This window comes from Micromonospora sp. DT41, assembly GCF_049841715.1.
In the GTDB taxonomy this organism is placed as follows: Bacteria; Actinomycetota; Actinomycetes; order Mycobacteriales; family Micromonosporaceae; genus Micromonospora; species Micromonospora profundi.
Map to the genome: position 1 here is coordinate 290,617 of NZ_JBNCKU010000005.1, position 14,908 is coordinate 305,524.

The 14,908-nt window shown below is 71.0% G+C and carries 13 protein-coding genes; 8 read left to right on the plus strand and 5 right to left on the minus strand.

Annotated features, from left to right (window positions below):
* Nucleotide 1: 1 nt before the first annotated feature.
* The 3 genes from ACLQ23_RS12140 (at nt 2) to ACLQ23_RS12150 (ending at nt 4,047) form a co-directional block, all read left to right on the plus strand.
* Nucleotides 2–1,516: a protein kinase domain-containing protein gene (locus ACLQ23_RS12140; RefSeq protein ID WP_355587630.1), complete on the plus strand. Its 1,515-nt coding sequence runs from the start codon at nt 2–4 to the stop codon at nt 1,514–1,516.
* Nucleotides 1,513–3,333, plus strand: coding sequence for a Stk1 family PASTA domain-containing Ser/Thr kinase (gene pknB, locus ACLQ23_RS12145; protein WP_355587633.1), 1,821 nt, complete (start codon nt 1,513–1,515; stop codon nt 3,331–3,333). The genes ACLQ23_RS12140 and pknB overlap by 4 nt, the downstream gene beginning before the upstream one ends.
* A gap of 81 nt (nt 3,334–3,414) precedes the next feature.
* Nucleotides 3,415–4,047 carry a SanA/YdcF family protein gene (locus ACLQ23_RS12150; RefSeq protein ID WP_355587635.1) on the plus strand — a complete coding sequence of 211 codons (633 nt, stop codon included), beginning with the start codon at nt 3,415–3,417 and terminating at the stop codon, nt 4,045–4,047.
* 28 nt (nt 4,048–4,075) lie between these two features.
* Here ACLQ23_RS12150 and ACLQ23_RS12155 read toward each other — a convergent pair whose 3' ends face one another.
* The 4 genes from ACLQ23_RS12155 to ACLQ23_RS12170 all read right to left on the minus strand — a co-directional run bounded on the left by ACLQ23_RS12155 (nt 4,076) and on the right by ACLQ23_RS12170 (nt 7,601).
* A complete protein-coding gene (locus ACLQ23_RS12155) occupies nt 4,076–4,726 on the minus strand; it encodes an aminodeoxychorismate/anthranilate synthase component II (RefSeq protein WP_355587637.1) in 651 nt (216 codons plus the stop codon).
* Between the two features lie 2 nt (nt 4,727–4,728).
* Complete coding sequence (locus ACLQ23_RS12160; RefSeq protein WP_355587640.1) at nt 4,729–5,007, minus strand: hypothetical protein; 279 nt, start codon at nt 5,005–5,007, stop codon at nt 4,729–4,731.
* A gap of 3 nt (nt 5,008–5,010) precedes the next feature.
* Nucleotides 5,011–5,871, minus strand: a complete 861-nt coding sequence (locus tag ACLQ23_RS12165) for a class E sortase (protein WP_425880646.1) — start codon at nt 5,869–5,871, stop codon at nt 5,011–5,013.
* Nucleotides 5,872–6,800: 929 nt separating this feature from the next.
* Nucleotides 6,801–7,601, minus strand: a complete 801-nt coding sequence (locus ACLQ23_RS12170) for a DUF881 domain-containing protein (RefSeq protein WP_355587645.1) — start codon at nt 7,599–7,601, stop codon at nt 6,801–6,803.
* Between the two features lie 221 nt (nt 7,602–7,822).
* Between ACLQ23_RS12170 and ACLQ23_RS12175 the strand changes: the two genes are divergently transcribed.
* Both ACLQ23_RS12175 and ACLQ23_RS12180 read left to right on the plus strand, forming a co-directional pair.
* Entirely contained in the window at nt 7,823–8,086 is a 264-nt protein-coding gene (locus ACLQ23_RS12175) for a cell division protein CrgA (protein WP_053651817.1), read from the plus strand.
* A 291-nt stretch (nt 8,087–8,377) separates the two neighbouring features.
* A complete protein-coding gene (locus ACLQ23_RS12180) occupies nt 8,378–10,576 on the plus strand; it encodes a (Fe-S)-binding protein (protein ID WP_355587647.1) in 2,199 nt (732 codons plus the stop codon).
* Nucleotides 10,577–10,641: 65 nt separating this feature from the next.
* Here the strand turns inward: ACLQ23_RS12180 and ACLQ23_RS12185 are convergent, their stop codons facing one another.
* Nucleotides 10,642–11,310 carry a GOLPH3/VPS74 family protein gene (locus ACLQ23_RS12185; protein ID WP_425734973.1) on the minus strand — a complete coding sequence of 223 codons (669 nt, stop codon included), beginning with the start codon at nt 11,308–11,310 and terminating at the stop codon, nt 10,642–10,644.
* Nucleotides 11,311–11,391: 81 nt separating this feature from the next.
* Here ACLQ23_RS12185 and ACLQ23_RS12190 point away from each other — a divergent pair, with 81 nt between their 5' ends.
* The 3 genes from ACLQ23_RS12190 (at nt 11,392) to ACLQ23_RS12200 (ending at nt 14,877) form a co-directional block, all read left to right on the plus strand.
* Nucleotides 11,392–12,705 carry a hemolysin family protein gene (locus ACLQ23_RS12190; RefSeq protein WP_355588458.1) on the plus strand — a complete coding sequence of 438 codons (1,314 nt, stop codon included), beginning with the start codon at nt 11,392–11,394 and terminating at the stop codon, nt 12,703–12,705.
* On the plus strand, nt 12,698–13,699 hold the full coding sequence (locus ACLQ23_RS12195) for a hemolysin family protein (protein ID WP_425734972.1): 1,002 nt from the start codon (nt 12,698–12,700) through the stop codon (nt 13,697–13,699). The genes ACLQ23_RS12190 and ACLQ23_RS12195 overlap by 8 nt, the downstream gene beginning before the upstream one ends.
* A 182-nt stretch (nt 13,700–13,881) precedes the next feature.
* Nucleotides 13,882–14,877 carry an NlpC/P60 family protein gene (locus tag ACLQ23_RS12200; RefSeq protein WP_355587654.1) on the plus strand — a complete coding sequence of 332 codons (996 nt, stop codon included), beginning with the start codon at nt 13,882–13,884 and terminating at the stop codon, nt 14,875–14,877.
* The last annotated feature ends 31 nt before the right edge of the window (nt 14,878–14,908 follow it).

The window sequence follows — 14,908 nt, forward strand, 5'->3', positions numbered from 1 at the left end:
CATGCTCAGCCCCGGCGTCCAGCTCGGCAACCGCTACCGTCTCGACGAGCGGATCGCCAGCGGCGGCATGGGCGACGTGTGGCGCGGCACCGACCAGGTGCTCGGCCGTACGGTCGCCGTGAAGAGCCTGCTCCCCGCGCTGCTCGACGACCCGGACTTCGCCGAGCGGTTCCGCGGCGAGGCCCGCACGATGGCCACCATCAATCACCCCGGCGTGGTGGACGTCTACGACTTCGGCAACGACCAGCAGATCGCCTTCCTGGTCATGGAGTACGTCGAGGGCGACGCCCTGTCGTCCACGCTGAGCCGGGTCGGTCGGCTCACCCCGGCCCGGACGATGGCCCTCGTCGCGCAGGCCGCCGACGCGTTGCACGCCGCGCACGAGAAGGGAATCGTGCACCGCGACGTCAAGCCGGGCAACCTGCTGGTCCGGCCGAACGGCACACTTGTGCTCACCGACTTCGGCATCGCCCGTTCCGACCTGGTCGGCCAGCTCACCGCCGCCGGCTCGGTGCTCGGCACCGCCTCGTACATCTCGCCGGAGCAGGCCACCGGCGGCGTGGCCACCCCCGCCTCCGACGTGTACGCGCTCGGCGTCGTCGCCTACCAGTGCCTCGCCGGAAGGCGGCCGTTCGAGGGCGACAACCCGCTCGACATCGCCATGCGGCACGTCCGGGAGACGCCCCGGCCGCTGCCCGCCGACATCCCGCCGCAGGTCCGGGCCGTGGTGGAACGCGCGTTGGCGAAGGACCCGGCTGCCCGGTGGCCCAGCGCCGCAGCGCTCGCGGGTGTCGCCCGCCAGCTGAAGGCCGCGCTGTCCCAGCAGGCCCGGGCCGGTGGCAACCCCGGGCCGGTCTCCGCAGCGCCGGCCTCACCTGCCGCACCCGGCCGCGCCCAGGTGCCGCAGGCGCACCAGATGCGCCCGCCAGGTGCCCCGCACCGCCCGGCGCCCGCCGGGCAGCGGCCGAATTCGGCTCCGCCGGCTCAGCAGCCGCGCCCCATGTCGGTACCGCCTGCCCAGCAGCCGCGCCCCATGTCCGTTCCGCCGGCCCAGCAGCTTCGCCCCACCTCCGTCCAGCCGGCCCAGCCACTGCGCCCCACCACCGTCGCGCCGGCCGTTCCCTACGCCCGACCGCCGGCCGCCCCGGCCGGCTATCCCCGTGGCGCCGCAGCGGTGCCACCGCCACAGGTCCGCCAGGAACACCCCCCGGCGTACGTCCACCAGGCCGGTCCGGTGCCCTCCGGGCCGGACTCCAACCGGTCTCGGCCCGGAATGGTGTTCCTCGCCATCCTGCTGGCCGTACTGGTCCTCATCTGTTCCGGCGTGATTTCCTACAGCCTGCGGAAGCAGTCGCAGGACGGTGCCGCCGGCGCGCTGGCTCCACAGACCGTGACGGTCGGCGCGCTGGGGCTCGACGGACGCGACGATGCGACCCGGACGTCGTACCGTCGTGAGGTACGAATCCAGCCGGACGACGGCGGGACGACGACGAGCGAAGGACGACAGACGCGATGACAGCGCAGGCCCGCCTGCTCGGTGGCAGGTACCAGGTCGGCGAGCTGCTCGGCTATGGCGGCATGGCCGAGGTGCACCGCGGTCGCGACCTCCGGCTCGGTCGGGACGTCGCGATCAAGATGCTCCGGACCGACCTCGCCCGGGACGCGACGTTCCAGATGCGGTTCCGTCGGGAGGCGCAGAACGCCGCCTCGCTCAACCACCCGGCGATCGTGGCCGTCTACGACACCGGCGAGGAGACCGCGCCGACCGGTGAGACGTTGCCGTTCATCGTCATGGAGTTCGTCAACGGCCGGACGCTGAAGGAGGTGCTCGGCGCCGAAGGACGACTTCAGCCCCGCCGGGCGCTGGAGATCTGCGCCGACATGTGCGCGGCGCTGGAGTTCAGCCACCGGCACGGCATCATCCACCGGGACATCAAGCCGGGCAACGTCATGCTCACGCAGACCGGCCAGGTCAAGGTGATGGACTTCGGCATCGCGCGGGCTCTTGCCAGCGGTGCCACCACGATGACGCAGACAAGCGCTGTCATCGGCACGGCGCAGTACCTCTCCCCGGAGCAGGCGCGCGGTGAGGCCGTCGACGCCCGCTCCGACGTGTACGCGGCCGGCTGCGTGCTCTTCGAACTGGTCTGCGGGCACCCGCCGTTCGTCGGTGACAGCCCGGTGAGCGTCGCCTACCAGCACGTACGCGAGACGCCGCCGACGCCGAGCGACATCAATCCGGACGTCAACCCGGCTGTCGACGCGATCGTGCTCAAGGCGCTGTCCAAGAACCCGCTCAACCGTTACCAGAGTGCCGGCGAGATGCGGGCCGACCTGCTCCGCGCCGCCGCCGGACGACCGGTGCTCGCCACTCCGGTGCTGCGTGAGGCCGAGACGGTGGCGATGGCACCGGCCGGCGGTGGGGGCGGTTACCCGGCTGCCGCCGGCGGGGCGCAGACCCGGCAGATCCCGGCCCGGGTCGGCGACCCGCGTCAGCGCAAGGCGTCCTCCTGGCTGATCGCCCTGTTCAGCGCGGTGGGCGTGCTGGCCGTGATCGCCCTGGTGGCGGCCCTGCTCTGGAGCCAGCAGCAGGACGAGGCACTGAAGGCGGTGCCGACCCTCACCGGCAAGAGTCAGACCGCCGCGATCACCGAGATCCGCAATGCCGGCTTCCAGCCGGTGGTGGGCGATCCGGTGTTCGCCAGCGACTGCACGCAGGACAACGTGGTCCGGCAGGACCCAGCGCCCGGCGGTCGGCTGAAGCAGAACGCGTCGGTGACGATCCAGGTCTGCGGTGGTAAGCCGGAGGTGGCGGTTCCGGCGGGGCTCAAGGGCAGCAAGCGGGAGAGCGCGATCGCCCGCCTCACCGAGGCGAACCTCAAGTACGAGATCAAGACGGTGGACAACGAAGCACCTCAGAACGAGGTCCTCAGCGTCAACCCGCCGGAGGGCCAGCGCGTTCCCGAAGGCACGCAGGTGACGCTGACGGTGTCCAACGGCAAGGTCCGTGAGGTGCCGGACGTGGTCGGGTTGAGCCAGGAGGAAGCCACCCGCGTTCTCCGCAACGCGGGCTTCACCGTGGTTTCCCAGGACGGTCCGGAGGTGCCAGCGGCCGAGGCAGGCAAGGTCACCGACCAGAACCCGAACGCCAAGGACAAGAAGCCGACCGGCACGAGGGTGACCATCAAGGTAAGTCAGCCGGAGCCGGAGACCGACCCGACGCCGACGGGCACACCGACGGGCACACCGACCGGTACGCCGACCACACCTGGCAGCGGAGGCGGCGGCGGCCTGCCGTTCATGCCCCCGCCGACCCGACTTCCCCAGGACTAGGCACACCTGGGCATCGGCATGACCGACTCGGAAGCGACCCCTGTCGGACCGGCGGGCCGCCGGCCTCGACGCCTCAGACGCGTGGCCATCCTGGGTGTCGTCGTGCTGCTGCTCGCCAGCCTTCCGTGGCTGTGGACGACGCTCGCCGCACGCGGCCACCTGCACTCGGAGGCCGACGCGCCGGCCGCCGACGTGGTGATCGTCCTGGGCACCGCCGTGGCGGCCGACCGGCAACGTCCGGGCGACCGGCTCGCCGGCCGTCTGGAGACCGCGGCGGCGCTGGTGACCAGTGGGCGGGCCAAGGTAGTGCTCGTGTCGGGCGACGGCGGTGGCACCTCGGGTGACGAGCCGGCGGTGATGACGTCGTACCTCGCCGGGCTCGGCGTCGATCCGCGGCGGGTGGTGGCCGACCCGTTCGGCCTCGACACGTACGACAGTTGCCTGCGAGCGCGCGACGTGTACGGCGTCGAGCGGGCACTTGTCGTCACCCAGTCCTACCACCTGTCCCGAGCGGTGACGCTGTGCCGGCAGATCGGCCTCGACGTCGACGGCGTAACCGCTCGCTGCGACGGCTGTGGCGCAGCCCTGCTCGCTGAGAAGTCGGTCCGGGACTATTTCGCCAGTGGCAAGGCGGCGTGGGACGCGGTCCGGGGCCGGGCGCCAGCGGTCAGCTCGCCAGCGGACCCGGCGGTCCAGAACGCGCTACTGCCCTGACCTGCCCCGCGAGGTGACCTCGGCCGGTTCAGGTGGTGGCGAACGCCGCCAGGCGGCGGGCGTCGACATCGGCGGCCAGCGCGGGTGCCCGTTCCAGCGCCTCCGGGTGACCGCAGCCGGCCAGCCAGTTGGCGAGCATCAGGTGGCCGCCCTCGGTGAGCACCGACTCCGGGTGGAACTGCACGCCTTCGATCGGCAGCGTGCGGTGCCGCATCGCCATCACCACGCCGGAGCCGGTCCAGCCGGTGACCTCAAGCTCGTCGGGCAGCGTCTCGGGCAGCACGGCCAGCGAGTGGTAGCGGGTGGCGGTGAACGGGTCGGGCAGGCCGGCGAGCACGCCCACCGACTTGTGCCGTACGTCGGAGGTCTTGCCGTGCAGCAGCTCGGGCGCCCGGGTCACCGTCGCACCGAACGCCTCGCCGATGGCCTGGTGACCGAGGCAGACGCCGAAGATCGGCAGCTCGCCCGCGTATTCGCGGATGACGTCCAGGCAGATGCCGGCGCGGTCGGGGCTGCCCGGCCCGGGTGAGAGCAGGATGCCCGCCGCACCCACCCGGCCCACCTCGGCCACGTCGATCTCGTCGTTGCGGCGGACCTCGCAGTCCACGCCGAGCTGGCCCAGGTACTGCACGAGGTTGAAGACGAACGAGTCGTAGTTGTCGATCACCAGGACGCGCATGATCACCTGCTCGGGGAGGACGGCGCGGGATTGTTCTGCTCGGTGTCGTACGGCAGGTCGTGCTCGTCGCCGGCCGGGGTCTCCCCGGTGACCGCGTCCCCGCCGCCCGTCTCCGCAGGCACGCCGGACTCGACCTGCACGTCGTCGAAGGGCAGCAGCGGCTCGGCCCAGGGGAAGGCCACGAACCAGAGCAGGGCCACGGTGGCGGCCACGAGCAGCACCGAGCCGGTCAGCTTGCCGACCAGGCCGAATGGGAGCTTGCGCCAGATGAACGCGTACATCGGTCAGCCCCCCAGCTCGGCGGGACGGCCCGCCGACTTGGGTTGGGTGCGGTCCAGTTCGGCGTGGACGATCAGGCGCTGGTAGTTGTCGAACTTCGGGTTGCAGGTGGTGAGCGTGAGCATCCGCTTGGTCGGCTTCTTGTCCGGCTGGCCGGGCACCGGGGCCACCACCTCGACCTGCGTCGGCTTGACGATCCGGGACTGCGAAACCAGATAGACGTACCACTCGGTCTTGCCCTCGACCACTATCGCGTCGCCCTCGTTCAGCTCGTCAAGCCGCCAGAACGTGGCACGGTTGCGGTGGCCGGCGACGGAGAAGTTGCCGACCTGGCCGGGCAGCGCGCTTGCCGGGTAGTGGCCCGGGGCGTACCTGATGTCGGCCTGGGTGACACCCTCGACCACCACCCAGCTCTTGTCGAACTTGGGGATGTAGAGGCCGGCGAGCGGCTTGCCGCGGACCGGAGGGGACGGCTTGGCGCTCGGGCCGGCGGACGGAGCGACAGTCGGGTCGTCGGTCGGGGCCCACACCTGGGCGAGCTCGTTGCTGAGGTCGTTCTGGTGGGCGTCGACGATTGCCGATTTGCCCCAGATCTCGTAGCCGGCGAAGAGCAGCACCACGAGGCCGAAGGTGATCAGCACCTCGCCGGTGACCCGGATGCCGGTGCGGATCCGGGAGCCGAGCGACGGACGCGTGAGTTCCGAGTAGACGCTCTTGTAGCCCTCGCCGGTCTGGTGCGGCCGGAGTTGGACCACCTTTTCGCCGCGCCGGGGGCGGGGCGGTTCGGCGGAGCTGTCGTCCGTACCGGCCGGGTCGTCGGTGGTCGGGGTGCGGGGCACGGCGCCCATCAGCGCCGTGGAGTCCATGGCCGGAGGCCGGGGCGTGGGCCTGGCGGGCACGGCGGGGATGAGCGCGGTGGCGCCCGGGTCGGCGGCCGGGTCCGGGCCGCGACCGGCCGCGGCCGCAGGTGCGCCAGGAGACCCGGTCGGGCGGGGGGGTCGGGGGCCGACCTTCGGAAGGTACGCGGTCGGCTCGTCGCCCACGGCCCGGCTCGGACCGCCGCCGGAGAGAGCCGGACCGGCCGGTACGCCGGACGGGCCGCTGGCGGCCGGCGGGCTGGTCGGCGCGACGCCGGGTGCAGGCGGGCGGATGGGACCTGTCGGCCGGACCGGCCCCGGGTCGGCGGATGCGCTCGGCCGGTCAGCACCGGCAGCGGGACGGCCGGAACCTCCGTAGGGGCCGGGCGTGGCGGCCCCGCCGTGTCCGCCGGGCGTGGTGGCCCTGCCGTGTCCGCCGGGCGTGGTGGCCCCGCCGTGCGGGCTGGGCGTGGTGGCCCCGCCGTGTCCGCCGGGCGTGGTGGCCCCGCCGTGCGGGCCGGGGCCGGCGGACGCGACGTGCGGACCGGGGCTGGTGGACCCGCTGTGCGGGCTTGTGCTGGCCGCTGCGGCGCCGGGCCAGGGCGGCGGTGCGGCTACGGCGGGGCGGTCCGCAGGGCGTGCCGGGCCGGCGTTCGGGGGTCGGGGAGCTGCCGGTGGGCGGGTCGTGCCAGGGCGGATGGGCAGCACCGGCTCGGGCCAGTTGCCGGCCGGAGTCGGCCGGGCCGGAGTCGGCCCAGGTCGATCGGCAGTCGGGTCAGGGCGGCGGGGAGTGGGCTCAGCGAGGCCGGAAGTCGCGGGTCGGTCGGGAGTCGCCTCAGGTCGACCGGGAGTCGCGGGTCGGTTGACCCTGGGCAGGAAGTCGGTCGGTTCGTCGGCCTGGTCGCGGTGTCGCCCGTCGCGCCGCTCGTCCGGGCCGCTCACCGGGGCACCGTCGCTGCGCGCAGGGCGGTGGAGTCCTCGAAGGCCGGGACTTCCACGGTGGAGACGGACTCCTTGTAGCCGAGCTGGTAGTCGTCGACAGCGTCCTTGAACAACCGGACTCCCTCAGAGCTGGCGAGGGCCTGCTGGAGGGCAGCGGGATCGCCGATTGCTACGATCTTGAACGGTGGGGAGTACACCCGCCCGTGTAGCAGCAGGGTGTTACCGACGCAGCGTACCGCGCTGGTCGCGAGCACGCGGACATTCATGATTGACATGGCTTCCGCTCCGCCGGCCCAGAGCGCGTTGACCACCGCCTGCACGTCACCCTGGTGGACGACCAGGTCGTCGTTGCTGGCCCCGGCGCGGGTCTCGTTGTTCTGCGGAGCGTCGTTCAGTTCGACTGTCACGCCGGTGCCGGTGAGCTTGGTGAACCCGGCCGCCTGAAGGTTCAGCTGGGCGCGGGCCTGTTGAGCCTGGATCGGGCCGTCCGACTCGGCCAGGGTGTTGGTGCGTCGCTCGACTTCGTCACGCAGCGCGGCAGCGCGGCGCTCGCTGGCGGCGACCTGCTGCTGGCGTTCCTCTTTGAGTTGGTTGAGCTGGGGCCGCCGGTCCTCCCGCAGCGCGGTGCCGCCGGCAGTGGTCGCGGTGGTCGTGAAGAGCAGCCCCGCCGCGGCAGCGATCAGCGGTACGCCGATCGACCAGCCTGACCGACGTTGCCGTTGCCGCCGGGGCAGCAGCCCGACGACGGCCCGTCGGAGGACCTTCTGCCAGGAGGCCGCGCCGGATGTGTACTCCACCGAGCCTTCCTTCCGCGTGTCGGGGATCGGTCCGCGCCGGCTGGGCCGGTGATGCGAACAGTCCCGTATTTTTCGGTCACTCCGAGCATCGGCCTGACCCCATTCGTGGTCCAAGCGGCCGATCCGGACTACGCTAGCTGTCGAACATTATTGGCCATGAACCGTCGCCTCCGCGCCCGGTTGTCAGGCCGGACGAGGTCGTCACCCCTCTGGAGAGCGTCGTGCCCAAGTCTCAGGTCCGTAAGAAGAAGGTGTACACGCCGCCGACGGACGTCCGTCCGACGACTGCGGCGTCGACGCGCAAGCCTAGCCCGGTGTGGCTGCCGATCACGGCTGTCGCTCTGATCGTCGCGGGCATCGGCTGGCTGGTGGTCTACTACCTCTCCGAGCAGCAGTACCCGGTCGCCTCCTGGCAGTACTGGAACCTCGCCGTCGGCTTCGGCGCGATGGTCGCCTCGTTGGCGCTGCTCTCCCGCTGGCGCTGAGCCGGTTCGTCGCTGCGTTTTCGCAGACGATCAGGTCACCCCGACGCGCCCCTGTCCGGCAGGCGGTGGTGGGGCACCCTATGGTGTCCGCAGGCGGCGTGGCCTACTGCGAGATGACTCACGTTACTGCTGGGTAACCTTGCGCGTAGGCTGCACTGCATGACCGAGCGGAGCGAGGTCATCGACCGGTCCGGTCGCAGGTACGGCAGCGGCGCGACGCCGGCTTCGTCCTGACACCGGCCCCCGGTCGCTGAACTGCTCGACCGCAAGCACACCGGGGAGGCCAACTCGATGGGCAGCGTCCAGATCGTCACCACGATCCTCGCGGCCGGCATCACCGCCGTGGCGGTGTGGCTGGCGGTGCGTGCGGTCATGAAGATGACGGCCGTCATCCGGTTGGGGCAACCCGCTCCGGAGCGGTTCGCCGACAAGGGTGCCCGCACCAAGACCATGCTTGTGGAGACCGCCGGCCACACCCGGATGTTCAAGTGGGGTGTGGTGGGCGCGGCCCACTGGTTCGTGATGGTCGGCTTCATCGTGCTGTCGCTGCTCGTGCTGGAGGCGTACTTCGAGGTCGCCACCACCGACGGCGGCCTGCCGATCATCGGGCACTGGACGATCTTCGGCCTGGTCACCGAGATCATCGGCGTGCTGGGCCTGGTCGGCATCGTGGTGCTGATGGCGATCCGGCTGCGCAACCGCCCCAACCGGCCGGGCGGCCGGTCCCGGTTCACCGGCTCCACGATGTGGCAGGGCTACTTCGTCGAGTGGGTCGTGCTGCTGGTCCTGGTCTTCGGATTCGTGATCCGGGGCTTCAAGGTCGCCACGGACCACTTCGAGTTCCCGTTCTGGGCCACCCCGGTCAGTCACGCGGTCGGCGCGATCCTGCCCGACTGGCAGGACGGCGTCAGCGTCGCCGCCGCCATCAAGATCATGATCTCGATGACCTGGCTGATCGTCATCTCGCTGAACGTCACGATGGGTGTCGCCTGGCACCGCTTCCTGGCGTTCCCCAACATCTTCTTCAAGCGTGAGCCGGCCAAGCCTGCCGGTTCCGGCCTCGGCGCGCTGCGCCCGATGACGAGCCAGGGCAAGCCGCTCGACTTCGAGGAGGCCGACCCGGAGAAGGACCAGTTCGGCGTCGCCCAGGTCGAGCAGTTCAGCTGGAAGGGCCTACTGGACTTCAGCACCTGCACCGAGTGTGGTCGCTGCCAGTCGCAGTGCCCGGCCTGGAACACCGGCAAGCCGCTGTCGCCCAAGCTGCTCGTGCTGAGCCTGCGTGACCACGCGTACGCCAAGGCGCCCTACCTGCTGGCTGGCGGCGGCAAGGACCTCACCGGCGAGGAGAAGGCCACCCAGGCTCAGCTCGCCCACCTGGACGTGCTGTCGCTCGCCGAGGGCGACAAGCCGTTGATCGGCACCGCCGAGGAGGGCGGGGTCATCGACCCGGACGTCCTCTGGTCGTGCACCACCTGCGGCGCCTGCGTCGAGCAGTGCCCGGTGGACATCGAGCACGTGGACCACATCGTCGACATGCGTCGCTACCAGGTGCTTATCGAGTCGAGCTTCCCGTCCGAGGCCGGCGTGATGCTGCGCAACCTGGAGAACAAGGGCAACCCGTGGGGCGCCCCGCAGAACACCCGCGAGGACTGGACCAAGGGCCTCGACTTCGAGGTGCCCCGGGTGGGTGAGGTCGACGACTTCGAGTACCTGTTCTGGGTCGGCTGCGCCGGTGCCTTCGAGGACCGGGCCAAGAAGACCACCCGGGCGGTGGCGACCCTGCTCAACGAGGCGGGCGTGAAGTTCGCGATCCTCGGCGAAGGCGAAACCTGCTCCGGCGACCCGGCGCGACGGATCGGCAACGAGTTCGTCTTCCAGATGCTCGCCCAGCAGAACGTGGAGACGCTGAACGAGGCGTTCGAGGGCCGCGAAAAGGCCAAGCGCAAGATCGTCGCGACCTGCCCGCACTGCTTCAACACCCTGGGCAACGAGTACGGCCAGCTCGGCGGCGAGTTCGAGGTCGTCCACCACACCCAGCTGCTGGCCCACCTGGTGTCCACCGGCAAGCTCACCCCGGTGCAGCCGGTCGACGGCGGCGTCACGTACCACGACCCCTGCTACCTGGGTCGGCACAACCGCATCTTCGCGGCTCCCCGCGAGGTCCTCGGTGACGCCATCGAAGGCGAGATCGCCGAGATGCCGCGCAACAGCGAGCGCTCCTTCTGCTGCGGCGCCGGTGGCGCCCGGATGTGGATGGAGGAGAAGATCGGCAAGCGGATCAACGTGGACCGGGTCGAGGAGGCCATGGCCACCGGGGCGAAGACGGTCGCCGTCGGTTGTCCCTTCTGCTCGACGATGCTCAGCGACGGCGTCAACGGCAAGGGCGCCGGCGAGCAGGTCGAGGTGATCGACGTGGCGACCGTCCTGCTGCGCTCGGTCAAGCCGGAGACCCCGGCCGGTGAGCCGGAGGCCGTGCCGACCGCAGGCTGAGGCGTACCCCCGGCGGAAGCTGGACCACGACGGCGGCGGCACCCTGCGGTGCCGCCGCCGCTCGTTCAGCTGACAGTTGTGGTGACGATGGCCGCGGTGGTCGCGACCATCAGCGCGGCCTGCATCTCGTCGATGGCCTTCTTGGCGGCGGCCGAGGCCCAGTCGCCCGCAGCGATCTCGTCCATCCGGGCCTTCACCCGATCCTTCGGCAGCTCGCGGAAGAGCTTGCGGTCCAGGCCGACCGCCCGGGTCACGGTGAGCAGCGCCGCCGTCCGGGCGTCGACCGGGCCGTTGCCGGTTAGCGCCGCCGCCATCCGCTCCCGGGCTTCCGTCTCCACCGCCGGCTGGGCGCCGGTCGGCGAGGGATAGCGGGTACGCGGGAAGACCAGCAGCACCTTGTCGGACTCCCGGCGCAGCACCCCGGTGTCCACCAGCCCGTCGAGCACCCGCTCCGGCAGGCCCTTGGCCAGCTTGCCGATCCAGTTCTTGGGCTTGCGGGGCCGCCCGGCGGCGGCCAGCACGGCCAGGGCGTCGTCCAGTAGGGGCACCCCGGTCGCGGCGGGATCGGTCACCACGAGGTGCTTGTCCGTCACCTCGACCCGGCTGGCGAGCGCCAGTTCCAGCAACACCGCGCCGGCGAGGCCGTAGTCGAGGTGTGGGCGTCCGAGCCGGTTGGCGCCGTCATCGTCGTACGCGAGCAGGACCAGTTCGTCGGTGAGCAGCACACTGTCCATGCCGCCACGCTAGCGGGGACCCGCCGCCGGCACTCCCGTGCCACAATCACGCGCATCGACGGACTTCTTGTTCTAGCGCTGCTGCCGCTTATCGGTTTCGTGCTGCTGACCGTCGGCAACGCGTTCTTCGTGGCGGCCGAGTTCGCCCTGGTCACCGTCGATCGGGCCGAGATCGACCGGCGGGCCGCTGCTGGTGACGAGGCAGCCCGGACGGTACGCGTCGCGCTGCGCGAGCTGTCGTTCCAGCTGTCCGGCGCGCAGCTCGGAATCACCATCACCGCGCTGCTGACCGGCTACCTGGCCGAGCCGGCCCTGGCCCGGATCTTCACTCCGTTGCTGCGTCCCGTCGCCGGTGACAGCACCGAAAGGTTCACCCCGTTCCTCGCGTTGGCCCTGGCCACGCTCATCTCCATGCTGTTCGGGGAACTGGTGCCCAAGAACGCGGCGCTGGCCCGTCCGATGCCGGCGGCGCTGGCCACCGCCGGGCCGATGCACGCGTTCTCCCGGGCCTTCGGGTGGCTGATCCGCGGCCTGAACGGCTCGGCGAACCGGCTGGTCCGGGCGCTCGGAGTGGAGCCGCAGGAGGAGTTGGCGAGTGCCCGATCTCCTGAGGAGCTGGGTCTGCTGGCCGCCATCTCGGCCCGGGCGGGCGCGCTGCCGCCGGACACGGCGATGCTGCTGCGCCGGACGATCCGCTTCGGCGACAAGCGGGCCGCCGAGGCGATGACCCCACGGGTCGACGTGGTCGCGCTGCGCGCCACCGTCACCGTCGCCGAGCTGCTGGAGGAGTCACGGCGGACCGGACGGACCCGCTTCCCGGTGTACGAGGAGACGCTCGACCTCGTCATCGGCGTCGCCGGTGTGCCGGACGCGCTGGGTGTACCGCTGTCGGCCCGGTCGTCGACCGCTGTCGGGTCGGTGGCCCGGGAGCCGGTGTTCGTGCCGGAGAGCCTGGACCTGGACGGCGTGCTTGCCGCCTTGAAGGCCGCAGGGGCCGACCTGGCCATCGTTGTCGACGAGTACGGCGGCACTGACGGTGTGGTGACGATCGAGGACCTGGTCGAGGAGTTGGTCGGCGAGATCGCCGACGAGTTCGATCCGGCCAGTGTGGACGATCCCGGTCCGGTACGGCTGACCGTGCCGGGTGGGGAGCGCACGGTGCTCGTCGACGGGGTGCTGCGCTCCGACGAACTGGCCGAACAGACCGGCTTCCGGCTGCCTGAGGGCCCGTACGAGACGTTGGCCGGGTTCCTGCTGGCCCGGCTCGGGCACATCCCGCTGGCCGGCGAGGCGATCGAGGAGGGCGGCTGGGAGTTCACGGTGGTGGAGGTGGAGCGACACCGGATCGAGCAGGTCCGGGTGTTGCGCCCGGCGGAGCCGGAGAACGATGGCTGAGCTGCTGGTGACGGTGCTGCTGTTGGTGGGCAACGGGTTCTTCGTGGGCAGCGAGTTCGCGCTCATCGCGTCCCGGCGGACGGTGATCGAGCCGTTGGCCGCCGGGTCGAAGCGGGCTCGTTGGGCGTTGTCCGCGATGAACCAGATCCCGCTGATGATCGCTGGCGCGCAGCTCGGCATCACTGTCTGCTCACTGGGTCTCGGCGCGATAGCGGAGCCGGCGTTGGCGCACCTGCTGGAGTCGCCGTTCCACGCCGTCGGGATGCCCGAACGGGCGGTGCACCCGGTGGCGTTCGTGCTGGCCCTGGGCCTTGTGGTCTTCCTGCACACGGTGGTCGGCGAGATGGTGCCGAAGAACATCACGCTGGCGGGCCCGGAGGTGTCCGCGCTGTGGCTCGGCCCGGCGATGCTGGCGTTCTGCGTGGCCACCAAGCCGCTGCTGCTGGCGATGAAGTGGGCGGCCCGCCAGGTGTTGGCGCTCTGGCGGATCGAGGCGAGCGAGGCCGTGAAGACGGTGTTCACCGCCGAGGAGTTGGCCGGGTTGGTGTCGCAGGCGCGTACCGAGGGACTGCTCGACGCCGAGGAGCATGCCCGGATCACCGGTGCCCTGGCCCTGCACTCACGGACCGCGGCGGACGCGTTGCAGCCGTGGTCGACTGTGGTGACGGTGGCCGATGACGTGTCGCCCGCGTCGCTGGAGGTGCTGGCGACCCGGACCGGCCGATCCCGGTTTCCCGTGGTGCAGCGTTCCACCCGCCGTGTGCTGGGCTTCGTGCACGTCAAGGACGTCCTCGGGTACGCCGGGCAGGGGCGCCGGGCGGCGGTGCCGGCGGAGGTGTACCGGCCGCTGGCGGTGGTGCCGCCGGAGCGTACGCTTGCTGATCTGCTGCTGGCCATGCGCCGCGAACGGCGGCACATGGTGCTGGTCAGTGACGGCCTGCGCCCGCTCGGCGTGGTCACGCTCGACGACGTATTGACCGCAATCGTTGGCTAATGGAGCAATACCCTTGGTGTGCAAGCGGTTGCGCGACAGTGATGGTGACGCGGCCCGCCTTGATTCCGGTGCGGCGCTTCCCTAATGTTGGGCACCGACCGCTGTGGGTCGTCTGCCTCGGCCCTTCCCTCACGCGAGGCGCCCGGCGGTCGGTTGCAAAGGAGTCGACGCCGGTGGCAACCATGCCCCCTCATCGTCACGCCCCGGGGTCGCCCGTTCGACCGGGCGGTCTACGCAGGGTCGCCCGTCGTCTGCTCGTGTTGGTCGCCGCGGCGGCTGTCGGTGCCGGCATGCTCGCCGCCCCGGCGCAGGCCGAGCCCACTGTCGACGAGATCGAGGCGCAGATCGACAAGAAGTGGGAGCAGTTGGAGCCCACCATCGAGCAGTACAACAAGGTGCGGGCGGATCTGAAGGTCAACCGCAAGAAGTCGGCCGACCTCCAGAAGAAGATCGAGCCTCTGGCCCTGCAGAGTGAGTTGGCGCTCAATCGGGTCGGTGACCTCGCCTCCCGCTACTACATGTCGGGCCCGTCGCAGGAGATCGGCGCGCTGCTGGTCAGCGCCAAGCCGGACACCCTCACCGAGCAGCTCACCATCCTCGACCGGCTCGCCGCGCGGGAGCGCAAGGAGGTCGAGGGCGTGCTGGCCGTCCGGGCCAAGTACGACGGCGAGAAAGAGAAGCTCGACGCGCTGATCGCCACCCAGACCAAGCAGCAGAACGACCTGGCGGCCAAGAAGAAGCAGATCGACGCCGAGATCAAGAAGCTCGAGGCGTCCCTGCCGAAGACCACTGTCAAGACGGCGGGCTGCCCGACCATCAACGGTGTGGTCAGCGAGAAGGCCCGTATCGCGATCAAGACGGCCTGCGGAAAGCTCGGCAAGCCGTACGTCTGGGGTGCCACCGGCCCGAACTCGTTCGACTGCTCGGGTCTGACCCAGTACGCGTACAAGGCGGCCGGGATCAGCCTCACCCACCACACGGGCAACCAGTGGAACGAGGGCAAGGCCATCTCGCGTGCCGACGCCCGCCCCGGTGACCTGGTGTTCTTCTTCAGCGACCTGCACCATGTCGGCCTCTATCTGGGCAACGACCAGATGGTGCACGCCCCACGCGCCGGTAAACCGGTGCAGGTGGCAAGCATCAACCACATGCCTGTCGCCGGGTTCCGCAGACCCTGATCCACAGCACGCACGACGACGGCCCCCGGTC

Coding starts and splice junctions, on each gene's coding strand:
- ACLQ23_RS12180 (WP_355587647.1), top strand. CDS start 8,378: ATGGGCAGCGTCCAGATCGTCACCACGATCCTCGCGGCCGGCATCACC.
- ACLQ23_RS12200 (WP_355587654.1), top strand. CDS start 13,882: ATGCCCCCTCATCGTCACGCCCCGGGGTCGCCCGTTCGACCGGGCGGT.
- ACLQ23_RS12155 (WP_355587637.1), bottom strand. CDS start 4,726: ATGCGCGTCCTGGTGATCGACAACTACGACTCGTTCGTCTTCAACCTC.
- ACLQ23_RS12195 (WP_425734972.1), top strand. CDS start 12,698: ATGGCTGAGCTGCTGGTGACGGTGCTGCTGTTGGTGGGCAACGGGTTC.
- ACLQ23_RS12165 (WP_425880646.1), bottom strand. CDS start 5,871: ATGGACTCCACGGCGCTGATGGGCGCCGTGCCCCGCACCCCGACCACC.
- ACLQ23_RS12160 (WP_355587640.1), bottom strand. CDS start 5,007: ATGTACGCGTTCATCTGGCGCAAGCTCCCATTCGGCCTGGTCGGCAAG.
- pknB (WP_355587633.1), top strand. CDS start 1,513: ATGACAGCGCAGGCCCGCCTGCTCGGTGGCAGGTACCAGGTCGGCGAG.
- ACLQ23_RS12185 (WP_425734973.1), bottom strand. CDS start 11,310: ATGGACAGTGTGCTGCTCACCGACGAACTGGTCCTGCTCGCGTACGAC.
- ACLQ23_RS12140 (WP_355587630.1), top strand. CDS start 2: ATGCTCAGCCCCGGCGTCCAGCTCGGCAACCGCTACCGTCTCGACGAG.